Raw genomic sequence first — 23,361 nt, forward strand, 5'->3', positions numbered from 1 at the left:
TGAATGAAAAAGCCCGCTGAGGAGTGATCCTCAGCGGGCTTTTAGCAGTGTCAATAAATGATTTAACGGGCTTTGGGTGCAACCACCCTGAATGCCCGAGGGGCCGAGACTCGACCACCCGCTGTTACCGCTCTGATGGTGTGAACCTTTTCAGCCAGATTCGAAATCTTTGCCGTGTAGATTCCATTCAAGTTAGCCGTGAATTTAACCAGATCGTTATCGTAGTCGACGATTGTTCCGTTTTCACCAGGGTTTGCCGTACCGACAACCGTTAACGATGTATCGGTCGTTTGCTCGTGATTGTCGATCAACTGCCCGCTTTCTCCCAGAAGAAACTGGATGCTTACCGGCACGGAGTTCACGACTCGAATGTTCCAGGGACTGGATTCAACACCATCGCTTCCTACCACTGTGAAGCTGTGCGCCCCTACTGACAGTCCGTTCAGCACAGCACTCCAGTGCGCATTTGCATCGATATTCAGTGTGCCTACATGAATTCCGCGATCCAGAAGACTGACTGTTGTATTTGGCTCTCCCTCACCTACAAAGCTCAGATCGACAAACGTAGTGCTTCCACTATTTTCGATGACGTCTCCGTTGGGATCGTTTATCCACAAAATTGCGGCGTGCAGGGACAGTTTCATGTGAACTATGTATGGATCAGACACCTGCCCGTCGGTGGTTTCCACGGTGTAGAAATGCGGCCCGTTTTTCTGATCTGTAATGATCAAACTGTAGTGGCCAACGTGATCAACATTTACCGGGGAATGCGCAGGGACACCGTTGTCGAAAAGCTGCGCCTTTTGATTGGGAGCAGCGGAACCAACAAAAGACAAATATGGATTTGTGCTGACCCCGCCATTTTCGATGAGTTCACCATTGCCATTGGTAACTGTCTCAATGACGGTTCCGCTTGTCACATTACTTCTGTTCGGATCCTGAACCAACGTACGCTGCTGGGGTAATTTCTCTTGATCGGTCATACGAAAACTCCTTTTTCGGAATGGATGCGTACAGTCATCTGAGCGCACCCTCATTCGAGGCTTCTTCGAAATCCGTGTCTACTGTCAGAAATTACAGGTACGAGGGCAATTCCGACGGGCGGTCATGATCACAGAAATGAGGTAAGGTGCAGATTTGATCAGCAGAAAAAACGCCGCTGCAATCACTTGCAGCGGCGTTTTTCGTGTTACGTGTGAGCAGTATTACTTTAGGGTCACGGTGCCTTTCATCATCGAGATGTGGCCCGGGAACGAGCAGAAGAAGCCGTACTTCTCGTCAGCCTTGAGCTTGGACACGTCGATGGTCAGCGAGTCGGCTTCCTTAGCGCCGATGATCTTGGTGTGAGCGATGACACGCTCGTCACCGTCCTTCAGGTAGTTCTTGTCGATGCCGGCAGCCAGGCCGTCGGTAGCGATCGGCTGCATGTCGGCTTCTTTGCTGATCACCAGGTTATGGCCCATGACGTTCTTCGGCAGGCTGCCAGAGTGAGTCAATTCGACGGTGAAGGTCTTGCAGCTCTTGTCGATCACGATCTCCTTGGTGTTGAAGGACATCTGGTCGGTGGAATCAACGGTGGTTTTGCACTCGGCAGCCATCAATTGGCTGCTGGCCAGCGCCAGCAGGGATACCGCAACAACTTTGGAAAACATGGTGAATCTCCAAGGCAGGGTTAACAAAAACACTAATGGTGGAAAGACTGCCTGAAATCTTCGCAAGTTCCTATGACTTGAGTCAAAAATTGTATACAACTTTCAGGCTATGACACTCATCGAAACAATCTACCGGCCAGAATCCAAGGCCGGGCCTATGATCGGCGCATCTACTGAAACGGAGTGCCTGTCATGTTCTTTAACGGTCTGTTGTGCAGTTTGCTCGCCGCCTACGCCTGTGGCGCCAGCGGTACCTTTGAATCGCCAGAACGCGAAGCTTAGTCCTTGGATCAAGGCGTGCCAGCCATTACCCTGTGACGGATTGACCCAGGAGGAAGGCATGTCTCTCAAATCCGTTTGTGTATTTTGCGGTGCCAACGCCGGCACTGATCCGGCTTACACCGAAGCCGCCCGAGCCCTTGGCCGGGCACTCGCCGAGCGCCAACTGACGCTGGTTTACGGTGGTGGTGCCGTGGGCCTGATGGGCCTGGTGGCGGACGCCGCGCTGGCCGCCGGCGGCGAAGTGATCGGGATCATTCCGCAAAGCCTGATGGACAAGGAGATCGGTCACAAAAGCCTGACGCGCCTCGAAGTCGTCGATGGCATGCACGCGCGCAAGGCCCGCATGGCCGAGCTGAGCGATGCGTTCATCGCGTTGCCCGGCGGTCTCGGCACGCTGGAAGAGCTGTTCGAAGTCTGGACCTGGGGCCAGCTCGGCTACCACGGCAAACCGCTGGGGCTGCTTGAGGTGAACGGTTTTTACAGCAAACTCACGGCTTTTCTTGACCATATCGTCGGCGAAGGCTTCGTTCGCGCCCCACACCGTGACATGCTGCAAGTGAGCGAATCAGCACAAACGCTGCTCGACGCCCTGGATAACTGGAAGCCGACCGTCACGCCCAAGTGGGTCGACCAAAAACCCGGCTAACCGCCGGGCACCGATACAGGGCAGAATACGCGCCGCTCAACCTCACCTTCGACCCCAGAGGATCGCCCATGGCCAAACCCAATTACTCCTTCGCCAAACGTCAACGAGACCTGGAAAAGGAAAAGAAGAAAGAGGAAAAGCTTCAGCGCAAGAAACAGCAGGCTGAAGAAGCGGCACTGAACCCTGACGGTGAAGTGGCGACTGACAACGATGATGAAGTTGTTGATGCACCGAAAGACCAGGCGCCTGACGCCTGAGCCCCACCGGGTTTGATGATCGAGTCAGACCCTGCGGATTTGTGACGGGGCTGGCGGCTCAGCCGCTGGCCCCCACACCCTCCCCGTTTTCCGAACACGATACGGCTTCCTGTGGGAGCGGGCTTGCTCGCGAAGGCGTCTTAACCTTCAACATTGATGTAACTGACACACCGCCTTCGCGAGCAAGCCCGCTCCCACATGGGTTGCTGTGTTATTCCAATGGCATCACCGTGACGCGGACCTCCGGGTCGTGACTGCCGCCCCCCAGAATCACCCCCCGCAACGGCGACACATCGGAAAAATCCCGACCCCACGCCAGGGTGATGTGCTCCAGCGCCGGCTGTACGTTGTTGGTCGGATCGAAATCCACCCAGCCCAATACCGGACAGAACACCGATACCCAGGCATGCGACGCGTCGGCGCCTATCAGCCGTGGCTGTCCCGGCGGCGGCTGGGTCAGCAGATAACCACTGATGTAGCGCGCTGCCAGCCCTCGCGAGCGCACGCAAGCGAGCATCAGATGCGCGAAGTCCTGACACACGCCACGCCGGCGCTCTAGCACCTCGACCAGCGGCGTCGCCACTTGCGTGGCCTCGGCATCGAAGGTGAATTCGCTGAAAATCTTCTGCATCAAGGCCTGCACGCCCAGCAACAAGGGCCTTCCCGGTGGAAAACAGCTTTCCGAAAATTCGACGAAACTGCGTTTCAAATGCACGTAGGGTGACTGAAACCGATAGCGACAAGCCTCCAGCATTTCGGCGGACAATGGCTGGCTGCTGTAGGTCAGCGCATCACGCGTCTGCTCCCACGCCGGGGACAGATTGAAATCCGCCAGTGGCCGCGCCAGCACCTCAACCGTGAGCCGGGCGTTGACCTGCAACTCGTCATGCGGGCGCTCGAAGGCCAGTCGGGTCAGCGGATTGCCGAACACATCCAGTTCATCCCGCCGCGTGGTCGGGTCCGGGCTGATCAGCAATTGCTGCTCGGTGCAGCGTTGCCACGTGCACTCACGCGGCCACAGGTGCGCGAGTTGCTGCGCCAGCGACACCGGGCTGTCGTAGTGGTAACAGGTGTCGTGGAAGATCTGGTAGTGCGCGCTCATCAGACGGACACCGTGCGCTGGCTGACATCATCGACATGGGCAAAGTGGCGCAGCGCCAGTCGATCGGACACCTGACCGCTGGCTTCGGCAATCTCTTGCAGCAGATCCGCCAGACCATCGAGCGCGGCACGCACGCTGTTTTCCCCGAACAGCGGGTTCTCCAGACAGCCCAGATCGAACCGCGCCAGACGCTCGACCAATTGCGGCAGCCCGGCCTCGCGAGGTACGCCGAAATCATCGTTCAAGCGTTTCAAAGTGCGGGTCACCAGTTTCAACTGGAACAACACCGCGTGCGGGTTCTGCTCATCCAGCAGCAACAGGTCGAGCACCGGAATCAACTGCGCCACCGCCAGATACCGCGAACGGTAGGTGATGCTGCTGTTGCCCAACTCCAGCAGCCATTCCAGCCCCGCTTGATCGAACGCCCCGGCGCCGCGCAGAAACGCCGCCAGACTGCTGCTGAGAAACTGCAACCGCTCGATGCGCCGGCCGATCATCAGAAAGCGCCAGCCTTCGTCGCGCGTCATGTCGTCGAGCGCGAACCCCGAGAGCGCCGCCAGCGACATCACCAGCCGGTTGAGGAAATCCAGCAACTCGCCGAAGTCCGGCTCTTCGGTGTCCAGTTCCAGCGCCTCGCGCTGCAACTCGACCAACGCCTGCCAGTTTTCCCGTGAAAGCTTGCCGCGCACCTGCGAGGCCGCCCACTGCAAGCGCTGCAGGTTGGAGCGCAGGCTGAACGACCAGTCCTCGCCGAGCAGCGCCGCCAGCAGCCGCTCCGGCAGCTCACCCTCCTCCGGCAGCAACATCAGGCGCTCGCCCAGCTCCACGGCCGCCTGCAAGGCTTGCGGATCATCGCCATCGACATACCGCGCGAGCATGATCCGCAGCAGTCGCGCACTGTCGTCACAACGCTCGCAGTAACGACCGAACCAGAACAGGTTTTCCACTACCCGCGAGGGCAGGTACGGGTCGCGGCGCACCAGATCGTGTACGCCGACGTTGCGCTGGGTTTTCCATTGTTCGCCACTCGGCGCACGCTCGCCCAATACCCAGGTGTCCTTGCTCGCCCCACCGCGCTGCATCGACACCACTTCGGCATCGGCCTCGGCAGCGACCCGGGTCAGCCCACCGGGCAATATGCGGTAACCGTCACCACTGGCCACCGCATACACGCGCATGCCGATCGCTCGCGGTTGCAGTTGGCCGTCTTCGGCCTGCCAGATCGGCGCCTGGGACAGCTGCGCCAGTTCTTGCGCGACGTAGGCGTATGGCCGCGCCTGCATCCGCTCGGCGAGCGCCTGGCGCTGTTGTTCACTCAGATCGCGGCCGAATACCGGGGCGAAGCTTTGCGAGGGGAAGGCCGGTTTGATCAGCAGCTCGGGAAGCTTTTCCAACGCCTGCGCCAGCACCGGCGCCTCACCGCACCACCAGGTGGCGATGGACGGCAGCAGCAGTTCTTCGCCGAACAGGTACTGATTGATCTTCGGTAAAAATCCGAGCAACCCTGGCGACTCCAGCACGCCGCTGCCCAAGGCGTTGGCCACCAGCACCCGGCCCTGACGCACCGCTTCCAGCAAGCCAGGCACCCCGAGTGCCGAGTCGGTGCGCAGCTCCAGCGGATCGCAGAAGTCATCGTCGAGCCGGCGCATGATCGCGTGCACCCGGCGCAGACCACTGAGGGTTTTCAGGTACACCGTGGCATCGCGCACGGTGAGGTCGCCGCCCTCCACCAGCGGATAACCGAGCTGGCGTGCCAGGTAAAGGTGTTCGAAATAGCTTTCGTTGAAGCGCCCGGGCGTCAGCAGTACCACCAGCGGCGCATCGTCAGCACACGGTGCCTGACGCGCGAGGGTTTCCTGCAGGGTGCGGAAGAACCCAGCCAGATGCTGCACTTTCAGATCGCGGTACAACTCGGGAAAGGCGCGCGACACAATGGTGCGATTTTCCAACGCATACCCCGCGCCCGACGGCGCCTGAGTACGATCCGCCGTGACCCACCAGCGCCCGTCAGGCGTGCGCGCCAGATCCACGGCGTACAGATGCAGAAAGGCATCTTCCGGTGGCGCGATGCCCTGACACGGCCAGAGAAAATTGTTGTGGCCGAACACCAGCTCCGCCGGTAACAGCCCTTCGCTGATCAGCCGCTGTGACCCATACAGATCGGCCAGTACCGCATTGAGCAAGCGTGCTCGCTGGGCAATCCCCGCTGACAGTTGCTGCCACTCATCAGCAGCGATCACGTGCGGCAGCAGGTCCAGCTCCCACGGGCGGTCAGCGCCCTTGGGATCGGCATAGACGTTGTAGGTCACGCCGTTTTCCTGAATCTGCCGGGCCAGCAACGCCTGCCGCTGCACCAGTTGCGCCGGGGTGCTGCGCTGCAATTGATCGAACAGCCGCCGCCAGTGCGGGCGCACTTCCCCGCTGTCATTCAGCAGTTCGTGATAAGTGCCCGCGGTCAGCGGGTAGCGGTCTAGCAGGTCAGGCATGGAAAGCTCGGCAGACAGCAAGGAACGGTCAGACTAACGCAGGCACATGACGTGCGGATATACGAAAAATCCGCATGTCGTGCAGGACTTAGAAACGTCGTAAATCGAGCGTCATCGGCAACTCGTCGGAGATTGTCAGGTTCGGTATCGGAAGTTTCCCCGGCGTGTGTCCGATGCGGAAAAACCGCGCCATGCGCCGGCTCTCAGCTTCGTTGGCATTGACCGGTAACGTCTCGTAATTGCGCCCGCCCGGGTGCGCCACGTGGTACTGGCAACCGCCCAGAGAACGCTGCATCCAGGTGTCGAGCAGGTCGAACACCAGCGGCGCGTGCACCGGGATGGTCGGTTGCAGGCAGTTGGCCGGTTGCCAGGCCCGAAAGCGCACGCCGGCGACGAACTCACCGATGCGCCCGGTCGGTTGCAGCGGCAGCGGAATACCGTTACAGGTCAGCAGATAGCGCTGCGGCGGCAAGCCGCTGAGCTTGATCTGCAAACGCTCCAGCGACGAATCGACATAACGCACCGTGCCGCCCGCCGTACCCTCCTCGCCCAGCACATGCCAAGGTTCCAGCGCCTGGCGCAGCTCCATCTCGATGCCGCTGACCGCGTAATCGCCGACCTTGGGAAAACGGAACTCCAGATGCGCGGCAAACCATTCGGCGCGCAACGGATAACCGGCGTTGTTCAGTTCGACGATGACGTCGGCGAAATCCTGCTCGATAAAGTGCGGCAGCATGAAGCGGTCGTGCAGCTCGGTGCCCCAGCGCGCCAGTTTCGGCGGCGCATATGGCTCGCGCCAGAATCGCGCAACCAGCGCACGCAGCAACAACTGCTGAGCCAGGCTCATCCGCGCATGCGGCGGCATTTCGAAGGCGCGCAGCTCCAGCAGGCCCAGACGCCCGGTAGCGCCATCCGGCGAATACAGTTTGTCGATGCAGAACTCGGCGCGGTGAGTGTTGCCGGTGACGTCGATCAGCAAATTGCGCAGCAGTCGATCCACCAGCCACGGCGCGCACGCTTCGCCCGGTTCAGGCATCTGCGCGAAGGCGATTTCCAGTTCGTACAGGGCGTCGTTGCGCGCTTCATCGACCCGTGGCGCCTGCGAGGTCGGGCCGATGAACAAGCCGGAAAACAGGTAGGACAGTGACGGATGGTTGTGCCAGTAGCTGATCAGGCTGCGCAGCAGGTCCGGGCGACGCAGGAACGGTGAGTCCGCCGGGGTCGCGCCACCGAGGACGAAATGGTTGCCGCCGCCGGTGCCGGTATGGCGCCCGTCGATCATGAATTTTTCGGTGGTCAGGCGGGTTTGTCGCGCCTGTTCATAGAGAAACTCGGTGCGTTCGACCAGTTCGTCCCAGGTCGCCGATGGCTGCACGTTGACCTCGATCACGCCCGGATCCGGGGTGATGCGGAAGTTGCTCAGGCGCGGATCGCTCGGCGGCTCGTAACCTTCCAGCAGCACCGGGCAATGCAGCTCTTCGGCGGTGGCTTCGATGGCCGCCACCAGTTCCAGATAGTCCTCGACCCGCTCCAGCGGCGGCATGAACAGATACAGACGCCCTTCGCGGGCCTCGGCGCAGAAGGCGGTGCGGGTCAGCCAGTCGGCGGACTCGTCGATTTTCGGCGCACGTTCGGCGGCTGCGGCGGGTTCGGCATGACTGTTGAGCTGCGCGGTGTCCGGCAGCTCGGGAAAGTCCTGATTCGGATCGTTGGGATGAATGAACGGATACTCGGCGGCCTTCACCCACGGCTGCGAGCCGAGTGGCAAGCGATAACCCAACGGCGAATCCCCCTGCACCAGTCGGCAATGCTCGTCGCGCAGATACCAGCGCCCGCTCTGCCATTGATCACCCTTGGCGGTGCGGGCCAGCGGCAGCACCTGGCCGATCACTTTATCCAGGCCCTGCGCGAAAACCTTGCGCAGACGCGCACGCTCCAGCGGTTCTTCAAGACGCGAGTCTTCAGCGCTGACGTTGCTCGGCAATGCGCCCTCACGCCAGAGGTAATAAAAATTGTCTTCATAGGCTGGAAACACGAAACGTGCCGGCAGTTTCAGGCGTTCGGCAACACTCGCGAGAAAGCGTCCCGCCAGTTCGCCATCGGCGCCGTAGTCCTGCTGCTCATCGGCGATCAGCGCGCTGTTGTGCCAGATCGGCACGCCATCGCGGCGCCAATAGCAGTTGAGCGACCAGCGCGGCAATTGCTCGCCCGGGTACCACTTGCCCTGACCGAAATGCACCAGACCTTTCGGCGCATAGTGCTGGCGCATGCGCTGGAACAGTTCGGCGGAGAGGCGGCGCTTGTCCGGGCCCAGCGCGGCGGTGTTCCACTCGGCGCCGTCCGGGTCATCGATGGAGACGAAGGTCGGCTCGCCGCCCATGGTCAGGCGCACATCGCCTTCCAGCAAGTCGGCATCGATCTGCCGGCCCAGCGCCTGAATCGCCAGCCACTGCTCATCGGTGTAGGGCTTGGTCACCCGTGGCGCTTCCCAGATCCGCTCCACCGACATTTCGTGGCTGAACTGGCATTCGCACGGCTCGACCAGACCACTGATCGGCGCGGCTGAGGATGGATCGGGGCTGCAGGCCAGCGGGATATGCCCTTCGCCGGCGAACAATCCGGACGTAGCATCCAGACCGATCCAGCCGGCCCCCGGCAAGTACACCTCGCACCACGCGTGCAGGTCGGTGAAATCCACCTCGGTACCGGACGGACCGTCGAGGCTCTTCACGTCGGCGGTCAGTTGAATCAGATAACCGGAGACGAACCGCGCGGCCAGCCCGAGGTTGCGCAGCAGTTGCACCAGCAGCCACGCCGAGTCGCGGCAGGAGCCGGAGGCATGTTCGAGGGTGTGTTCCGGGGTTTGCACGCCCGGCTCCATGCGAATCAGGTAGCGAATGTCTTCGCTGAGACGCTGGTTGAGCATCACCAGGAAATCCACGGCGGGCAGCGGCGTGCGGTCGATCCCGTCCAGATAGGCTTTGAATGCAGGCGTCAGCGGCAGAGTTTCGAGGTACGGCGCCAATTCCTTGCGCTCATCGGCCGCGTAAGTGAAGGGGATTTTCTCGGCGTAGGGTTCGAGGAAGAAGTCGAACGGATTGAACACCGCCATCTCGGCCAGCAGATCGACTTCGATGCGCAACTCGTCGGTTTTCTCGGGGAATACCAGACGCGCGAGGTAGTTGCCCTGCGGGTCTTGCTGCCAGTTGATGAAATGCTGCTCGGGCGAGACCTTCAGCGCATACGAAAGAATCCGCGTGCGGCTGTGGGCGGCCGGACGCAGGCGTACGATCTGCGGGCCGAGTTCGACAGCGCGGTCGTAGCGGTAATGCGTGACGTGATGCAATGCGACATGAATCGACACGGCGTGCCTCCTGCGAGCCTAAGCGTATTCGAAAGCGCGCAAGACTTATGCCATGCAAGGGCTTGGGCGCTTTCCCGGAATGCTCAGGGCAGTACAGCACCAAAATCGGGCGATGCGGGGAAATGGTTCGAGGAAGTTGCGCCTAAATGTGGCGGGCAGTGATTGATGAGGTGATTGATCTGGCCCCATCGCTGGCAAGCCAGCTCCCACAAGGTTCCTCGGTGGCCACAGTTTTGTGAGCGACAGATAAACCTGTGGGAGCTGGCTTGCCAGCGATGAGGGCAGTGACTTCAGCAAATTTCCTGAGCCCTGAAATGCAAAACGCCAACCCGAAGGTTGGCGTTCTGTTGAAACAAAAAGCGATTAGCGCGGTACGACTGGCTTGCGAGCCGGTTTCGGCCCCTTGCCCTTGGCTGCTTCCTTGCGCTCCTTGGCCGCCTGCTGGTTGCGGGCGAATGCCGCAGCCTTGGCCTGTTCACGCTTGTCCCAAGGATTGCCACCGTCGCTGGCACGCGGCGGCAGGCCGTTGTGCTGGGTGAGAATCTTGGTGGTCTTCTCTTTCGCGACCTTGTGGCTGCCGGCCGGTGTCGAGTTCTTGCGACGGGCGCTCTGGTAGCTGTCGGTAGCCGGTTGATGCAGCGGAATCAACTGATCCTTGCCCGGACCGATCAGGTCACCACGTCCCATGCGAATCAACGCTTCGCGCAGCATCGGCCAGCCTTTCGGGTCGTGATAACGCAAGAACGCCTTGTGCAGACGACGCTGCTCTTCGCTCTTGACGATGGTCACGCCGTCGCTCTTGTAGGTGACCTTGCGCAGCGGGTTCTTGCCCGAGTGGTACATCGCGGTGGCGGTGGCCATCGGCGACGGATAGAACGCCTGCACCTGGTCGGCACGAAAACCGTTGCCCTTGAGCCACAGCGCCAGGTTCATCATGTCTTCGTCGGTGGTGCCCGGGTGCGCGGCGATGAAGTACGGGATCAGGTACTGCTCTTTGCCTGCTTCCTTGGTGTACTTCTCGAACATGCGCTTGAACTTGTCATAGCTGCCAATGCCCGGCTTCATCATCTGGTTGAGCGGACCTTCCTCGGTGTGTTCCGGGGCGATCTTCAGGTAGCCACCGACGTGGTGGGTCACCAGCTCTTTGACGTACTCCGGCGATTCGACCGCGAGGTCGTAACGCAGGCCGGAGGCGATGAGGATCTTCTTCACACCCGGCAAGGCACGGGCGCTGCGGTACAGCTGGATCAGCGACGAGTGGTCGGTGTTCAGGTTCGGGCAGATGCCCGGGAATACGCAGGACGGCTTGCGGCACGCGGATTCGATTTCCGGGCTCTTGCAGGCGATGCGGTACATGTTCGCGGTCGGGCCGCCGAGGTCGGAGATGACGCCGGTGAAGCCCGGGACCTTGTCGCGGATCTCTTCGATTTCGCGAATGATCGACTCTTCGGAACGGTTCTGGATGATCCGGCCTTCGTGCTCGGTGATCGAGCAGAAGGTGCAGCCGCCGAAGCAGCCACGCATGATGTTCACCGAGAAACGGATCATGTCGTAGGCCGGAATCTTCTCCTTGCCGTACGCCGGGTGCGGAACCCGGGCGTAAGGCATGCCGAACACGTAGTCCATTTCTTCAGTGGTCATCGGAATCGGCGGCGGGTTGAACCAGACATCGATCTCGCCATGTTTCTGCACCAGCGCGCGGGCGTTGCCCGGGTTGGTTTCCAGGTGCAGCACGCGGTTGGCGTGGGCGTACAGAACCGGGTCGTTACGCACCTTTTCCATCGACGGCAGGCGGATCACGGTCTTGTCGCGAGTCATGCGCGGGCTGGCCAGGATCTGTACGACCTTGGCTTCCTCGGGATCATCCACCGGGCCCTTCTCTTGCTCGATGGCGCAGGCCTGGGTGTCCTGGGTGTTGACGTACGGGTTGATGATCTTGTCGACCTTGCCCGGACGGTCGATGCGCGTGGAGTCGACTTCGTACCAGCCCTGCGGCGTGTCACGACGGATGAACGCGGTGCCGCGCACGTCGGTGATATCTTCAATCTTGTGCCCGTAGGACAGACGCTGGGCCACTTCGACGATGGCGCGCTCGGCGTTGCCGTACAGCAGAATGTCGGCGCTGGCGTCGATCAGGATCGAGTTGCGCACGCGATCCTGCCAGTAGTCGTAGTGGGCGATGCGGCGCAGGGAAGCTTCGATGCCGCCGAGGACGATCGGTACGTGTTTGTACGCTTCCTTGCAGCGCTGGCTGTAGACCAGGCTCGCGCGATCCGGACGTTTGCCCGCCATGCCACCCGGGGTGTAGGCGTCGTCGGAACGGATTTTCTTGTCCGCGGTGTAGCGGTTGATCATCGAGTCCATGTTGCCGGCCGCGACGCCGAAGAACAGGTTCGGCTCGCCGAGCTTCATGAAGTCGTCTTTGGACTGCCAGTTCGGCTGGGCGATGATCCCGACGCGGAAGCCCTGGGACTCCAGCAGCCGGCCGATGATCGCCATGCCGAACGACGGGTGATCGACGTAGGCATCACCGGTGACGATGATGATGTCGCAGGAATCCCAGCCGAGCTGATCCATCTCCTCCCTGCTCATCGGCAGGAATGGCGCTGGCCCGAAACATTCGGCCCAGTACTTTGGATAGTCAAATAACGGCTTGGCTGCTTGCATGTCGATAACCGGTGTTGGCTTTCATTGAATTTCGCGGGCGCGGAATATAGCACAAATTTTGACCAATTCCGACGGCTGTGGTCGGAAATTGCGCCACGCCCATTCGCGAGCAAGCCCGCTCCCACATTTGAATGCATTCCAAGTGTGGGAGCGGGCTTGCTCGCGAAGGCGTCAGTTCAAACGATGAAGCATTTACTCGTCGTCGTCGAAGTTGTAACTGCCCGGCGCAAGGTTTTCGAAGCGGGTGTACTTACCGATAAAGGCCAGGCGGATAAAGCCGATCGGGCCGTTCCGCTGCTTGCCGATGATGATTTCGGCGATGCCCTTGTGTTCGGTTTCCGGGTGATACACCTCGTCCCGGTACACGAACATGATGACGTCGGCGTCCTGCTCGATCGCTCCGGATTCCCGCAAGTCGGAGTTCACCGGACGCTTGTTGGGACGTTGTTCCAGGGAACGGTTGAGCTGCGACAGCGCCACCACCGGGCAGTTGAATTCCTTGGCCAGGGCTTTCAGGGATCGCGAGATCTCGGAAATCTCGTTGGTCCGGTTATCACCGCTGGAACCCGGAATCTGCATCAACTGCAGGTAGTCGATCATGATCAGGCCGATGTCGCCGTGCTCGCGCACCAGACGCCGGGTCCGCGCACGCATTTCCGACGGGCTGATGCCGGCGGTGTCATCGATGAACAGCTTGCGGTCGTTGAGCAGGTTGACCGCCGAGGTCAGGCGCGGCCAGTCGTCGTCTTCGAGCTGGCCGGAACGCACCTTGGTCTGGTCGATACGACCGAGGGACGAAAGCATACGCATGATCAGCGATTCGCCTGGCATCTCGAGGGAGTACACCAGCACCGCCTTGTCGCTGCGCAGTACGGCGTTTTCCACCAGGTTCATCGCGAAGGTGGTTTTACCCATCGACGGACGGCCGGCGACGATGATCAGGTCGGACGGCTGCAGACCGCTGGTCTTCTCGTCGAGGTCGGTATAGCCGGTGGACAGGCCGGTAATCGCGTCGGCAGTGTTGAACAGGGTGTCGATGCGATCGATGGCCTTGGTCAACAGTTCGTTGACCCCCACCGGGCCGCCGGTCTTCGGCCGCGCCTCGGCGATCTGGAAGATCTGCCGTTCGGCTTCGTCGAGGATCTCTTCGGCTGTACGGCCTTCAGGGTTGAAGGCGGCGTCAGCAATTTCGGTGCTGATACCGATCAACTGACGCAACGTCGCCCGCTGGCGAACGATCTGCGCATAGGCCTTGATGTTGGCGACGGACGGCGTGTTTTTCGCCAGCTCGCCGAGGTAACCGAGGCCGCCGACCTGGGACGTCTGACCTTCCTTGTCCAGTTGCTCTGCAAGGGTCACGACGTCGATCGGCATGTTCTGATCGGCCAGTTTGGCGATCGCACGGAAGATCAGACGGTGGTCATGTCGGTAGAAATCGCCGTCGGAGACTTGATCGAGCACGCGTTCCCAGGCGTTGTTGTCCAGCATCAGACCACCGAGTACGGCCTGTTCGGCCTCGATGGAATGCGGCGGCACCTTCAGGGCAGCGGTTTGCAGATCGTATTGCTCGGGAGCGGTGATTTCGTTCATGGCCACTTGGAGTCAGGTTTGAAAACGGGAGTACCAGAAAGACAAAGGGCACGACCTGTAAACAGGATCGTGCCCGATGTTACCGGCAAGCACCCGAGGGTGCCAGCCGACAAGTATTGCTTAAGCTGCTACCACGACAACGCGTACGGTGGCTTCAACTTCGGCGTGCAGGTGCACAGCCACGTCGAATTCACCCACGTTGCGGATGGTGCCGTTCGGCAGACGAACTTCGCTCTTCTGCACTTCAACGCCGGAGGCGGTCAGTGCGTCAGCGATGTCGTGAGTACCGATCGAACCGAACAGCTTGCCTTCGTCGCCAGCGGTGGCAGTGATGGTCACTTCCAGCTCGGCCAGTTGGGCAGCACGGCTTTCAGCCGATGCTTTACGGTCTGCGGCAGCTTTTTCCAGCTCGGCACGACGCTCTTCGAATGCAGCCAGGTTGGCAGCGGTCGCAGCGGTAGCTTTGCCGAAAGGCAGCAGGTAGTTACGGCCGTAACCGGCCTTAACGTTTACTTTGTCGCCCAGGTTGCCCAGGTTGGCGATTTTTTCCAGAAGGATCAGTTGCATGTGGAAATCCTCTTAACTTTTAACCTTCACCGTTCGCGTTATCGGTGTCTTTCGACACGTGACGACCGCGAAAATCAATCAGGCTGTCGACAATGGCCAGAACCACGAGCAACGGATAGAGCAGCTGCATGAACAACAGCAGCGTGACGTACAACCCCACCAGCCAGAAACCGGCCAGTCGCTTCTGCCCGACCAGCCCGTGAATCAGGGCGAGTCCGGCGAACACCAGCGGTACGCTGCACAACGGCGTCAACATGGCCATCTGTGCACCGAGATTCGGGCCCAGAAGCATCAACGCCAGCAGCAACATCGCCGGCCCCAGCGGGATCCGGATGACGCGAAACTCGCGACCAAAACCACCCGGGTTGTACAACAACGCTTGCCAATGCCGCCCGACAATCAGGCTCAGCACGCTGACGATCTGCAACAGAGCCGCAATCAGTCCGGTCAGGACTGGTGCAATCAGGGACGCGAAGCGCGCTTGCTCATCGACCGACAATTGCTTGTAGGTTTCACCAAGAAGCGCCGGCATGACCTTTATCAAGGCCTGCGCGAGCATCTCAATCTGGGCCGCAAACGCTGCCCCGAGCACCACTGAAAACACCACTCCAATCACTACGCTGACCAGCAGCGTGCGAACCCAGGACTCACTTGCGCGCAACACCAACGCAAGCCCCGAAGACCCCAGCAGCACCAGAAGTGCCCGTGGATCATCGGCATACAGCCACCAGACCAAAGCCGGCAGCAGCCCCAGAGACAGAACACCCAGGGCGTCCGTCAGTCCGCGCCGCAGGAGCACAAGGCTCCCGGCGGCAGCACCCAACCAATACAACAACGGCAATGTTGCACATCCGGCCACCACGAGAGTGGCCTGCATACGGCCTCGCATGATGAACTCAGCTAAGGCACGCATGCATTCAATCCTTTGCTACTTGTCGACTGCCCGGTCTCAGCGGCCGTGGCTGTCGGTGTAGGCCAGCAGGGCCAGGAAGCGGGCGCGCTTGATAGCGGTGGCCAGCTGACGCTGATAACGAGCTTTGGTACCGGTGATGCGGCTTGGAACGATTTTGCCGGTCTCGGATACGTAGGCTTTCAGAGTGTTGAGATCTTTGTAATCGATCTCTTTCACGTCTTCAGCGGTGAAGCGGCAGAATTTACGACGACGGAAGAAACGTGCCATTTGATAGGCTCCTTAAAAGGTCCGTGGATTACTCGTCAGCGTTATCGCTGTTGTCGCTGTCATCACCCTCAACGCCATCAGCGTCGGAGTGCTCAGGACGGTCGCGACGCTCACGGCGCTCACTGCGGTTTTCTTCAGCCTTGAGCATCTCGGACTGGCCGGTAACGGCTTCGTCGCGACGGATGACCAGGTTACGGATCACAGCATCGTTGTAGCGGAAGTTGTCTTCCAGCTCGGCCAGGGCCTTGCCAGTGCACTCAACGTTCAGCATCACGTAGTGAGCCTTGTGAACATTGTTGATTGCGTAGGCCAGTTGACGACGGCCCCAGTCTTCCAGACGGTGGATTTTGCCGCCGTCTTCTTCGATCAGCTTGGTGTAACGCTCAACCATGCCGCCGACTTGCTCGCTCTGGTCAGGGTGGACCAGAAAGATGATTTCGTAATGACGCATGAATGCTCCTTACGGGTTGTAGCCTGCCGCTCAAAAACGGTCAGACAAGGAGTGAATGACACTTATGGACTTGCTGGCGCGGGGCACATGCGTGCCTGCCGTCACAGCAAGGGGCGCAATTGTAGAGAAGGGACTGCGGAGGTGCAAGGCAATTGGTGATTATTTGAACAACCACCGATCTTCGACCTGACACAAAACACTGTGGGAGCGAGCCTGCTCGCGAATGCGATATATCAGGCAACATTATTGTCAGCTGACACACCCCTTTCGCGAGCAGGCTCGCTCCCACATTTGAACCGATTTCAGCTCAAGACTACTTCTTCGCGGCAGCTTTGGCCTTGGCGCCGCGTTGACGCTGCGCTTCGAACAGGCACACACCGGTGGCCACGGACACGTTGAGACTGCTGACGCTGCCGGCCATCGGCAGGTTCACCAGATAGTCGCAGTGCTCGCGAGTCAGGCGACGCATGCCTTTGCCTTCGGCGCCCATGATCAGGATGGTCGGGCCGGTCAGGTCCTGGTCATAAATGCTGACCTCGGCCTCACCCGCCGTGCCGACCACCCACAGACCGCGCTGCTGGAGCTTTTCCAGAGTGCGTGCCAGGTTGGTCACCGCCACCAGCGGAATCACTTCCGCCGCGCCGCAGGCCACTTTACGCACCACCGGCGTCAGGGTAGCCGACTTGTCCTTGGGCACAATCACCGCCAGCGCGCCGGCAGCATCCGCCGACCGCAGGCAGGCGCCGAGGTTGTGCGGGTCGGTCACGCCGTCGAGCACCAGCAACAGCGGTGCGCCTTCGGTACGGTCGAGCAACTCGTCGAGCATCGCCTCGCCCCAGACCTGGCTCGGACTGACGTCCGCAACCACGCCCTGGTGCACGCCTTCAACCCAGGCGTCCATTTCGCGGCGCTCGGCCTGGCCGACCTGCACACGATTTTCATTGGCCAGTTCGATCAGGGTCTGCACGCGCGGATCGTTGCGGCTTTCAGCCAGCCAGATCTGCTTGACGCGTTTCGGGTGGTGACGCAGCAACGCTTCTACTGCGTGAACGCCGTAGATTTTTTCCAACTGACTCATGACTTCGCCTTCGGTTTACGCGACCCGCCACTTTTGGCTGGAGCCGAACCCGCTTTTGGCGGGCCTTTACGGTGTTTGCTCGGTTTGGCTGGCTTGCCGCCGACGGCCTTCTCAGGCGCCGACCGTCCGGTCTTTCCCCCAGACGCCGCTTTACCACCGCTTTTGGCTTCGGCCAGCAAGGCCTTCTTCAATTCACGGCTTTTGCGCAGCTCGGCGTTTTTCGCCACGGCATCGCTCGGGCGATAGGCCTCGACGGCTTTTTCCTTGGCCGGACGACGGCTGGCGGTTTTCGCCGGAGCCTTGTCTTCCACAGCCTTGCTCGCAGGTACTGCGGTATCGGCGCCACGTTTCTTGCGACCGATCGGCGCGCTGATGGTTTTTTCTGCCATCTCGAAGTCGATCTTGCGCTCGTCGAGGTCGACGCGCATCACGCGCACTTCAACGGTATCGCCGAGACGGAAGCTGCGACCGGTGCGCTCGCCCGCCAAGCGGTGATGCACAGGGTCGAAGTGGTAGTAGTCGCCCGGCAGCGCGGTGACATGCACCAGGCCTTCGACGTAGATATCAGTCAGCTCGACGAACAGGCCAAAACCGGTCACGGCGGTGATAACGCCCGGGAACGATTCGCCCACACGATCTTTCATGAACTCGCACTTGAGCCAGTTCACCACGTCGCGGGTGGCTTCGTCGGCACGGCGCTCGCTCATCGAGCACTGCTCGCCGAGTTGCTCCAGCGCCGCTTCGTCGTACGGATAGATGCGCGCCTTCGGAATGGTCATCGCCCCGGCACGACGAACGTGCGGAGTGTCCTGTTTCGAATGGATCACGCTGCGGATGGCGCGGTGCGTGAGCAGGTCCGGGTAACGACGGATCGGCGAGGTGAAGTGGGTATAGGCTTCGTAATTCAGGCCGAAGTGGCCTTCGTTCTGGGCGCTGTACACCGCCTGGCTCAGGGAGCGCAGCATCACGGTCTGGATCAGATGGAAATCCGGACGATCCTTGATGCTCGCCAACAGGGCCTGATAGTCCTTTGGCGACGGGCCGTCCTTGCCTTTGTGCAGGGACAGGCCGAGCTCGCCGAGGAAGGCGCGCAGTTTTTCCAGACGCTCCGGTGGCGGGCCGTCGTGGACACGATACAGCGCTGGGATTTCGTGCTTCTTGAGGAATTCGGCGGTGGCCACGTTGGCCGCCAGCATGCATTCCTCGATCAGCTTGTGCGCATCGTTACGGGTGGTCGGACGGATTTCGGCAATCTTGCGCTCGGAACCGAAGATGATCCGGGTTTCCTGGGTTTCGAAATCGATCGCGCCACGCACGTGACGGGCAGCCAGCAACACTTTGTACAGCGCATAGAGCTGCTTGAGGTGCGGCACCACGTCTGTGTATTCGCCGCGAAGCTTGCGCGCTTCGGTGGCTTTCGGGGTTTCCAGCATCGCGCTGACCTTGTTGTAGGTCAGACGGGCGTGGGAATGGATCACCGCTTCATAGAAGCAGTAGTCGGTCATTTCGCCGGACTTGGAGATGGTCATCTCGCAAACCATGGCCAGACGATCGACGTGCGGGTTCAGCGAGCACAGGCCGTTGGACAGCTGTTCAGGCAACATCGGCACCACGCGCTCGGGGAAATACACCGAGTTGCCGCGCACCTGGGCCTCGTTGTCCAGTGCCGAACCGATCTTCACGTAGCTGGAGACGTCGGCAATCGCCACGTACAACTTCCAGCCGCCGGAGAACAGGCGCAACTTGCCCGGCTTGGCTTCGCAGTAGACCGCGTCGTCGAAGTCGCGGGCATCTTCGCCGTCGATGGTGACGAACGGCAGATGGCGCAGGTCGACACGCTTCTCTTTGTCTTTCTCTTCGACTTCCGGCTTGAGCTTGGCGGCTTCTTTGAGTACCGCTTCAGGCCAGACGTGCGGAATGTCGTAGGTACGCAGCGCGACATCGATTTCCATGCCCGGCGCCATGTAGTTGCCGACCACTTCGACCACATCGCCTTGCGGCTGGAAGCGCGGCGTCGGCCAGTGGGTGATCTTCACCTCGACGAACTGACCGATCTGCGCGTTGGCATTACGGCCTGGCGTAACCAGCACTTCCTGCTGGATCTTCGGGTTGTCGGCAACGACGAAACCGATACCGCCCTCTTCGAAGTAGCGACCGACGATCGTTTCGTGGGCACGGGACACCACTTCGACGATCACGCCTTCACGGCGACCACGACGGTCGAGACCCGAAACGCGGGCCAGCGCACGATCGCCATCGAATACCAGACGCATCTGCGCCGGGCTCATGAACAGGTCATCGCTGCCGTCGTCCGGCACCAGGAAGCCGAAACCGTCACGGTGACCGCTAATGCGGCCGAGGATCAGGTCGAGCTTGTCCACCGGCGCATAGGTGCCACGGCGGGTGTAGATCAATTGAGCGTCGCGCTCCATGGCGCGCAGGCGGCGGCGCAGGGCTTCGATCTGGTCTTCTGTGGTCAGACCAAACTCTTCGACCAGTTGCTCGCGGGCAGCAGGCGAACCCCGATCGGCGAGATGCGCCAGGATCAGTTCGCGGCTGGGAATAGGGTTTTCATATTTTTCCGCTTCACGAGCGGCCTCGGGATCGAGGGACTGCCAATCGGCCATTAGAGAGTTTTCACCTTGTCTATATGCGGGTTAGTTTGGCATAGGCGCCATCAAACGGGAAATTTCCGACTATATAAGGCCCTTCTGGAGCCTTGTATCGACGCCTGAAAGCCCTTTTGAACACCGCTGGTAAAAAAATTCATTTTTTTTGCTGACAGGGGTTTACAGTTAAAAAGGCGCTCCGTATAGTGCGCGCCATCGACGACGTACACACGTTGACGAGATGCCCAGGTGGTGAAATTGGTAGACACGCCAGCTTCAGGTGCTGGTGACCTTACGGTCGTGGAAGTTCGAGTCTTCTCCTGGGCACCAATTTCGAGTTTGAGACTAGATCAGTTTCAAGGCTCACACAAAACCCGCGAAAGCGGGTTTTTTGCATTCTAAGGAACGGGTTTGTTAAAACTGATTAATTAAAATTAAATCAGGGGTTTACAGATCAAAAAGCGCTCCGTATAGTGCGCCACATCAACAGCGGCAACGCTCGCGATGAATGCCCAGATGGTGAAATTGGTAGACACGCCAGCTTCAGGTGCTGGTGACCTTACGGTCGTGGAAGTTCGAGTCTTCTTCTGGGCACCAATTCAAACTCAAGGTTACGACGTTGAGTTTCCCAAAAAACCCGCGAAAGCGGGTTTTTGTGTTTCTGGCGTTTGAAAACCTGCAAGACCTTGTGGCGACCAGCCTCTAGCAAACACTCAACCGACCCGCAAGGCGCACTTGAGAAACAATATCGTTTATCATTGTTGCAAGTTTTTGCAATGCGACAGTGAGGAACCCTGCGAATGATGTTTCGAAATACCCTGCGCCGCGGCTTGACCTTCACCCTGCTCGGCCTGGCACTCGCCACTCCCCTCACCCAGGCAGCCGATGCGGTTTCCCTGACGCTCTACAACGGTCAACACAAGGAAGTCGGCGATGCGATCGCCAAGGCTTTCGAGGCCAAGACCGGCATTCACGTCAACGTACGCAAGGGCAGCAGCAACCAGCTCGCCAGCCAGGTCATCGAAGAAGGCGACCGTTCCCCCGCCGACGTGATCTACACCGAAGAATCTCCTCCGCTGAACAACCTCGGCGAGCAAGGCCTGCTGGCCAAGACTGACGACGCCACGCTGGCGGTGCTGCCCAAGCAATACGTCGCCGGCAACGGCACCTGGATCGGTGTCACCGCGCGGGTTCGCGTGGTTGCCTACAACCCGAAACTGGTCGATGAGAAAGACCTGCCGAAGTCGGTGATGGAATTCTCCGATCCGAAGTGGCAAGGCAAAGTCGGCTTCGTCCCGACCAGCGGCGCATTTCAGGAACAGGCCGTGGCGATCATCAAGATGCACGGTCGCGACGCCGCCGAAGAATGGCTGACCGGCCTGCGCGCTTTCGGCAAGACCTACAGCAACAACATGGTCGCGCTCAAAGCCGTGGAAAACGGCGAAGTCGCCACCGTGCTGGTGAACAACTACTACTGGTTCGCCCTGCAACGCGAAAAAGGCAAACTCGACTCGAAACTGCATTACTTCACCGGCGGCGACGTCGGCGGACTGATCACTGTATCTAGCGCTGCCGTGCTGAAATCCAGCAAACATCCAAAAGAAGCCCAGCAATTCCTTGCCTACATGGCCAGTGAGGAAGGCCAGCGCGTGATCACTCAGACCACCGCCGAATACCCGCTGCACAAAGGTATGGAATCGGATCGCGGGCTCAAGCCGTTCAGCGAACTGCAAGCGCCAAACGTGACCCCGGCCGATCTGGGCAACGCCGAAGAAGCCTTGGACCTGGAACGTGAAGTTGGCCTGAACTGATGGCCACATCGTTATCCGCCCCCGCCGCGCGCGGGGGTTTCGTACCACGACGCAAGCGGCCGTCAATCTGGCTGGTGCTGCCGGTCTTATTGCTGGTGGTCATGAGCCTGTTGCCTCTGGCCTATGTCGGCCTGAAAGCCTGGCAGGCCGGTTGGGCCGAAGCGCTGCACTTGTTGTGGCGCCCGTACGTTTTCGGTCTGCTGCGCAACACCCTGGCGTTGATGGTCGGCGTAACGCTGACTTGCGGCGTGATCGGCCTGTCACTGGCGTGGCTGCTGGAGCGCAGCAATCTGCCCGGACGACGCCTGTGGGGGGTGATTCTGTGCCTGCCGTTTGCGGTGCCGGCGTTTGTCAGCAGCTTCACCTGGGTGTCGTTGAGCGCGCAGTTCGAAGGCCTCGGCGGGGCGATTCTGGTGATGAGCCTGTCGAAGTATCCGCTGATCTTTCTGCCGGTCGCGGCGACCCTGCGCAACCTCGATCCGTCCCTTGAAGAATCCGCCCGCACCTTGGGACAGAATCGCTGGGGTGTGTTCTTCCGCGTCACCCTGCCGCTGCTCTGGCCGTCGCTGCTGGCCGGTTCGCTGCTGATTGCCCTGCACATGCTGGTCGAGTTCGGCGCGCTGTCGATCATCGGCCTGCAAACTTTCACCACCGCGATCTACCAGCAATTCGAACTGGAATTCAGCAACGCCAATGCAGCGATGCTTTCGGCGGTGCTGCTCGCGCTATGTCTGATGCTGTTGTGGCTGGAGCTGCGTGTACGCGGCAAGGGTCGCCATGTGCGCACCGGCCAGGGCGCAGCGCGTCAGGCCGAGCAAGTGCGGCTGGGGCCGTGGGCGGTTGCCGGTCAGTTGTATTGCCTGTTGCTGGCGATTGTCGGCAGCGGGATTCCGCTGGGCATGCTCGCGTACTGGCTGGCGGTGGGCTCATCGGCAGCCTTCCCGGTCGCGGCGATCACCGAAGCCCTGCTGTCTTCGCTGGCCTTGTCGCTCGGTGGCGCAGCGCTATGCCTGCTGTTGGCGGTGCCGGTCGGACTGCTGGTGGTGCGTTACAAGGGCCAACTGGCGATCTGGGCCGAACGCTTGCCGTATCTGCTCCACGCCTTACCGGGCCTGGTAATCGCGCTGACGCTGGTGTATTTCGCCCTGCACTACGTGCCGGCGCTGTACCAGACCTCGGCATTGCTGCTGATCGCTTATGCGCTGCTGTTCCTGCCATTGGCACAGGCGCCGATTCGCACGGCACTGAACAAGGCTGCGCCGCAGCTGGAAGAAGCGGCACGCACGTTGGGGGCATCGTCATTCACCGCGTTTTGCCGGGTGACCCTGCCGATCATCTTCCCGGCACTGGGTGCGGCGTTTGCGCTGGTGTTTCTGGATGCGATGAAGGAATTGACGGCGACGCTGCTGCTCAGTCCGACCGGGCTGAACACGCTGGCGACCGAGGTCTGGGCACATACGGCAAATGTCGAGTTCGCGGCGGCAGCGCCTTATGCGGCGTTGTTGATTGTGGTGTCGGGGTTGCCGGTGTATCTGCTGACGACGCGGATGTATCTGAGCCGCTGAAATCGCCTTCGCGAGCAAGCCCGCTCCCACAGCTTGACCGAGCCCCACCAGAGG

At 60.4% G+C, this 23,361-nt stretch carries 17 protein-coding genes and 2 tRNA genes; 6 read left to right on the plus strand and 13 right to left on the minus strand.

What is annotated here, in order from left to right; translation table 11 throughout:
• Positions 1–62: 62 nt before the first annotated feature.
• Positions 63–983: a hypothetical protein gene (locus tag CRO59_RS23985; protein ID WP_097089880.1), complete on the minus strand. Its 921-nt coding sequence runs from the start codon at positions 981–983 to the stop codon at positions 63–65.
• A 222-nt stretch (positions 984–1,205) separates the two neighbouring features.
• Positions 1,206–1,652, minus strand: coding sequence for an azurin (gene azu, locus CRO59_RS23990; RefSeq protein WP_097089879.1), 447 nt, complete (start codon positions 1,650–1,652; stop codon positions 1,206–1,208).
• Positions 1,653–1,992: 340 nt separating this feature from the next.
• On the opposite strand from azu, the gene CRO59_RS23995 reads away from it, so the two are divergent.
• Entirely contained in the window at positions 1,993–2,580 is a 588-nt protein-coding gene (locus CRO59_RS23995) for a TIGR00730 family Rossman fold protein (RefSeq protein ID WP_097089878.1), read from the plus strand.
• A gap of 68 nt (positions 2,581–2,648) precedes the next feature.
• Positions 2,649–2,837: a hypothetical protein gene (locus CRO59_RS24000; protein ID WP_097089877.1), complete on the plus strand. Its 189-nt coding sequence runs from the start codon at positions 2,649–2,651 to the stop codon at positions 2,835–2,837.
• Positions 2,838–3,048: 211 nt separating this feature from the next.
• On the opposite strand, the gene CRO59_RS24005 is transcribed toward CRO59_RS24000, so the two are convergent.
• The 11 genes from CRO59_RS24005 to rnr all read right to left on the minus strand — a co-directional run bounded on the left by CRO59_RS24005 (position 3,049) and on the right by rnr (position 19,949).
• Complete coding sequence (locus CRO59_RS24005; RefSeq protein WP_097089876.1) at positions 3,049–3,939, minus strand: transglutaminase family protein; 891 nt, start codon at positions 3,937–3,939, stop codon at positions 3,049–3,051.
• Complete coding sequence (locus tag CRO59_RS24010) at positions 3,939–6,425, minus strand: circularly permuted type 2 ATP-grasp protein (RefSeq protein ID WP_097089875.1); 2,487 nt, start codon at positions 6,423–6,425, stop codon at positions 3,939–3,941. Before CRO59_RS24010 ends, CRO59_RS24005 begins: the two co-directional genes overlap by 1 nt.
• Positions 6,426–6,513: 88 nt before the next feature.
• A complete protein-coding gene (locus CRO59_RS24015) occupies positions 6,514–9,789 on the minus strand; it encodes a DUF2126 domain-containing protein (protein WP_097089874.1) in 3,276 nt (1,091 codons plus the stop codon).
• A gap of 363 nt (positions 9,790–10,152) precedes the next feature.
• A complete protein-coding gene (locus CRO59_RS24020; RefSeq protein WP_007967456.1) occupies positions 10,153–12,456 on the minus strand; it encodes a YgiQ family radical SAM protein in 2,304 nt (767 codons plus the stop codon).
• A gap of 192 nt (positions 12,457–12,648) precedes the next feature.
• Positions 12,649–14,046: a replicative DNA helicase gene (gene dnaB, locus CRO59_RS24025; RefSeq protein WP_003221138.1), complete on the minus strand. Its 1,398-nt coding sequence runs from the start codon at positions 14,044–14,046 to the stop codon at positions 12,649–12,651.
• Positions 14,047–14,166: 120 nt separating this feature from the next.
• Positions 14,167–14,613, minus strand: a complete 447-nt coding sequence (gene rplI / locus CRO59_RS24030; protein WP_003221136.1) for a 50S ribosomal protein L9 — start codon at positions 14,611–14,613, stop codon at positions 14,167–14,169.
• 19 nt (positions 14,614–14,632) lie between these two features.
• Complete coding sequence (locus tag CRO59_RS24035; RefSeq protein WP_097089873.1) at positions 14,633–15,526, minus strand: hypothetical protein; 894 nt, start codon at positions 15,524–15,526, stop codon at positions 14,633–14,635.
• 36 nt (positions 15,527–15,562) lie between these two features.
• The gene (rpsR, locus tag CRO59_RS24040) at positions 15,563–15,793 is read right to left on the minus strand and encodes a 30S ribosomal protein S18 (RefSeq protein ID WP_002551829.1); all 231 of its coding nucleotides are present in this window, start codon (positions 15,791–15,793) and stop codon (positions 15,563–15,565) included.
• 28 nt (positions 15,794–15,821) lie between these two features.
• On the minus strand, positions 15,822–16,244 hold the full coding sequence (gene rpsF, locus CRO59_RS24045; RefSeq protein WP_003221133.1) for a 30S ribosomal protein S6: 423 nt from the start codon (positions 16,242–16,244) through the stop codon (positions 15,822–15,824).
• Positions 16,245–16,557: 313 nt separating this feature from the next.
• Positions 16,558–17,322 carry a 23S rRNA (guanosine(2251)-2'-O)-methyltransferase RlmB gene (gene rlmB / locus CRO59_RS24050; protein WP_097089872.1) on the minus strand — a complete coding sequence of 255 codons (765 nt, stop codon included), beginning with the start codon at positions 17,320–17,322 and terminating at the stop codon, positions 16,558–16,560.
• Positions 17,319–19,949, minus strand: coding sequence for a ribonuclease R (gene rnr, locus CRO59_RS24055; RefSeq protein WP_097089871.1), 2,631 nt, complete (start codon positions 19,947–19,949; stop codon positions 17,319–17,321). The genes rlmB and rnr overlap by 4 nt, the downstream gene beginning before the upstream one ends.
• A 225-nt stretch (positions 19,950–20,174) precedes the next feature.
• Here rnr and CRO59_RS24060 point away from each other — a divergent pair.
• From CRO59_RS24060 to CRO59_RS24075, 4 genes are all read left to right on the plus strand, one after another.
• A tRNA-Leu gene (locus CRO59_RS24060) sits at positions 20,175–20,261 on the plus strand.
• A 180-nt stretch (positions 20,262–20,441) separates the two neighbouring features.
• Positions 20,442–20,528 (plus strand) — tRNA-Leu (locus CRO59_RS24065).
• Positions 20,529–20,731: 203 nt separating this feature from the next.
• Positions 20,732–21,742, plus strand: a complete 1,011-nt coding sequence (locus CRO59_RS24070; protein ID WP_003221127.1) for an iron ABC transporter substrate-binding protein — start codon at positions 20,732–20,734, stop codon at positions 21,740–21,742.
• A complete protein-coding gene (locus CRO59_RS24075; protein ID WP_097089870.1) occupies positions 21,742–23,307 on the plus strand; it encodes an iron ABC transporter permease in 1,566 nt (521 codons plus the stop codon). The genes CRO59_RS24070 and CRO59_RS24075 overlap by 1 nt, the downstream gene beginning before the upstream one ends.
• The last annotated feature ends 54 nt before the right edge of the window (positions 23,308–23,361 follow it).

Origin of the sequence: Pseudomonas sp. LAMO17WK12:I5, from assembly GCF_900215165.1 — a bacterium.
GTDB lineage: Bacteria > Pseudomonadota > Gammaproteobacteria > Pseudomonadales > Pseudomonadaceae > Aquipseudomonas > Aquipseudomonas putida_A.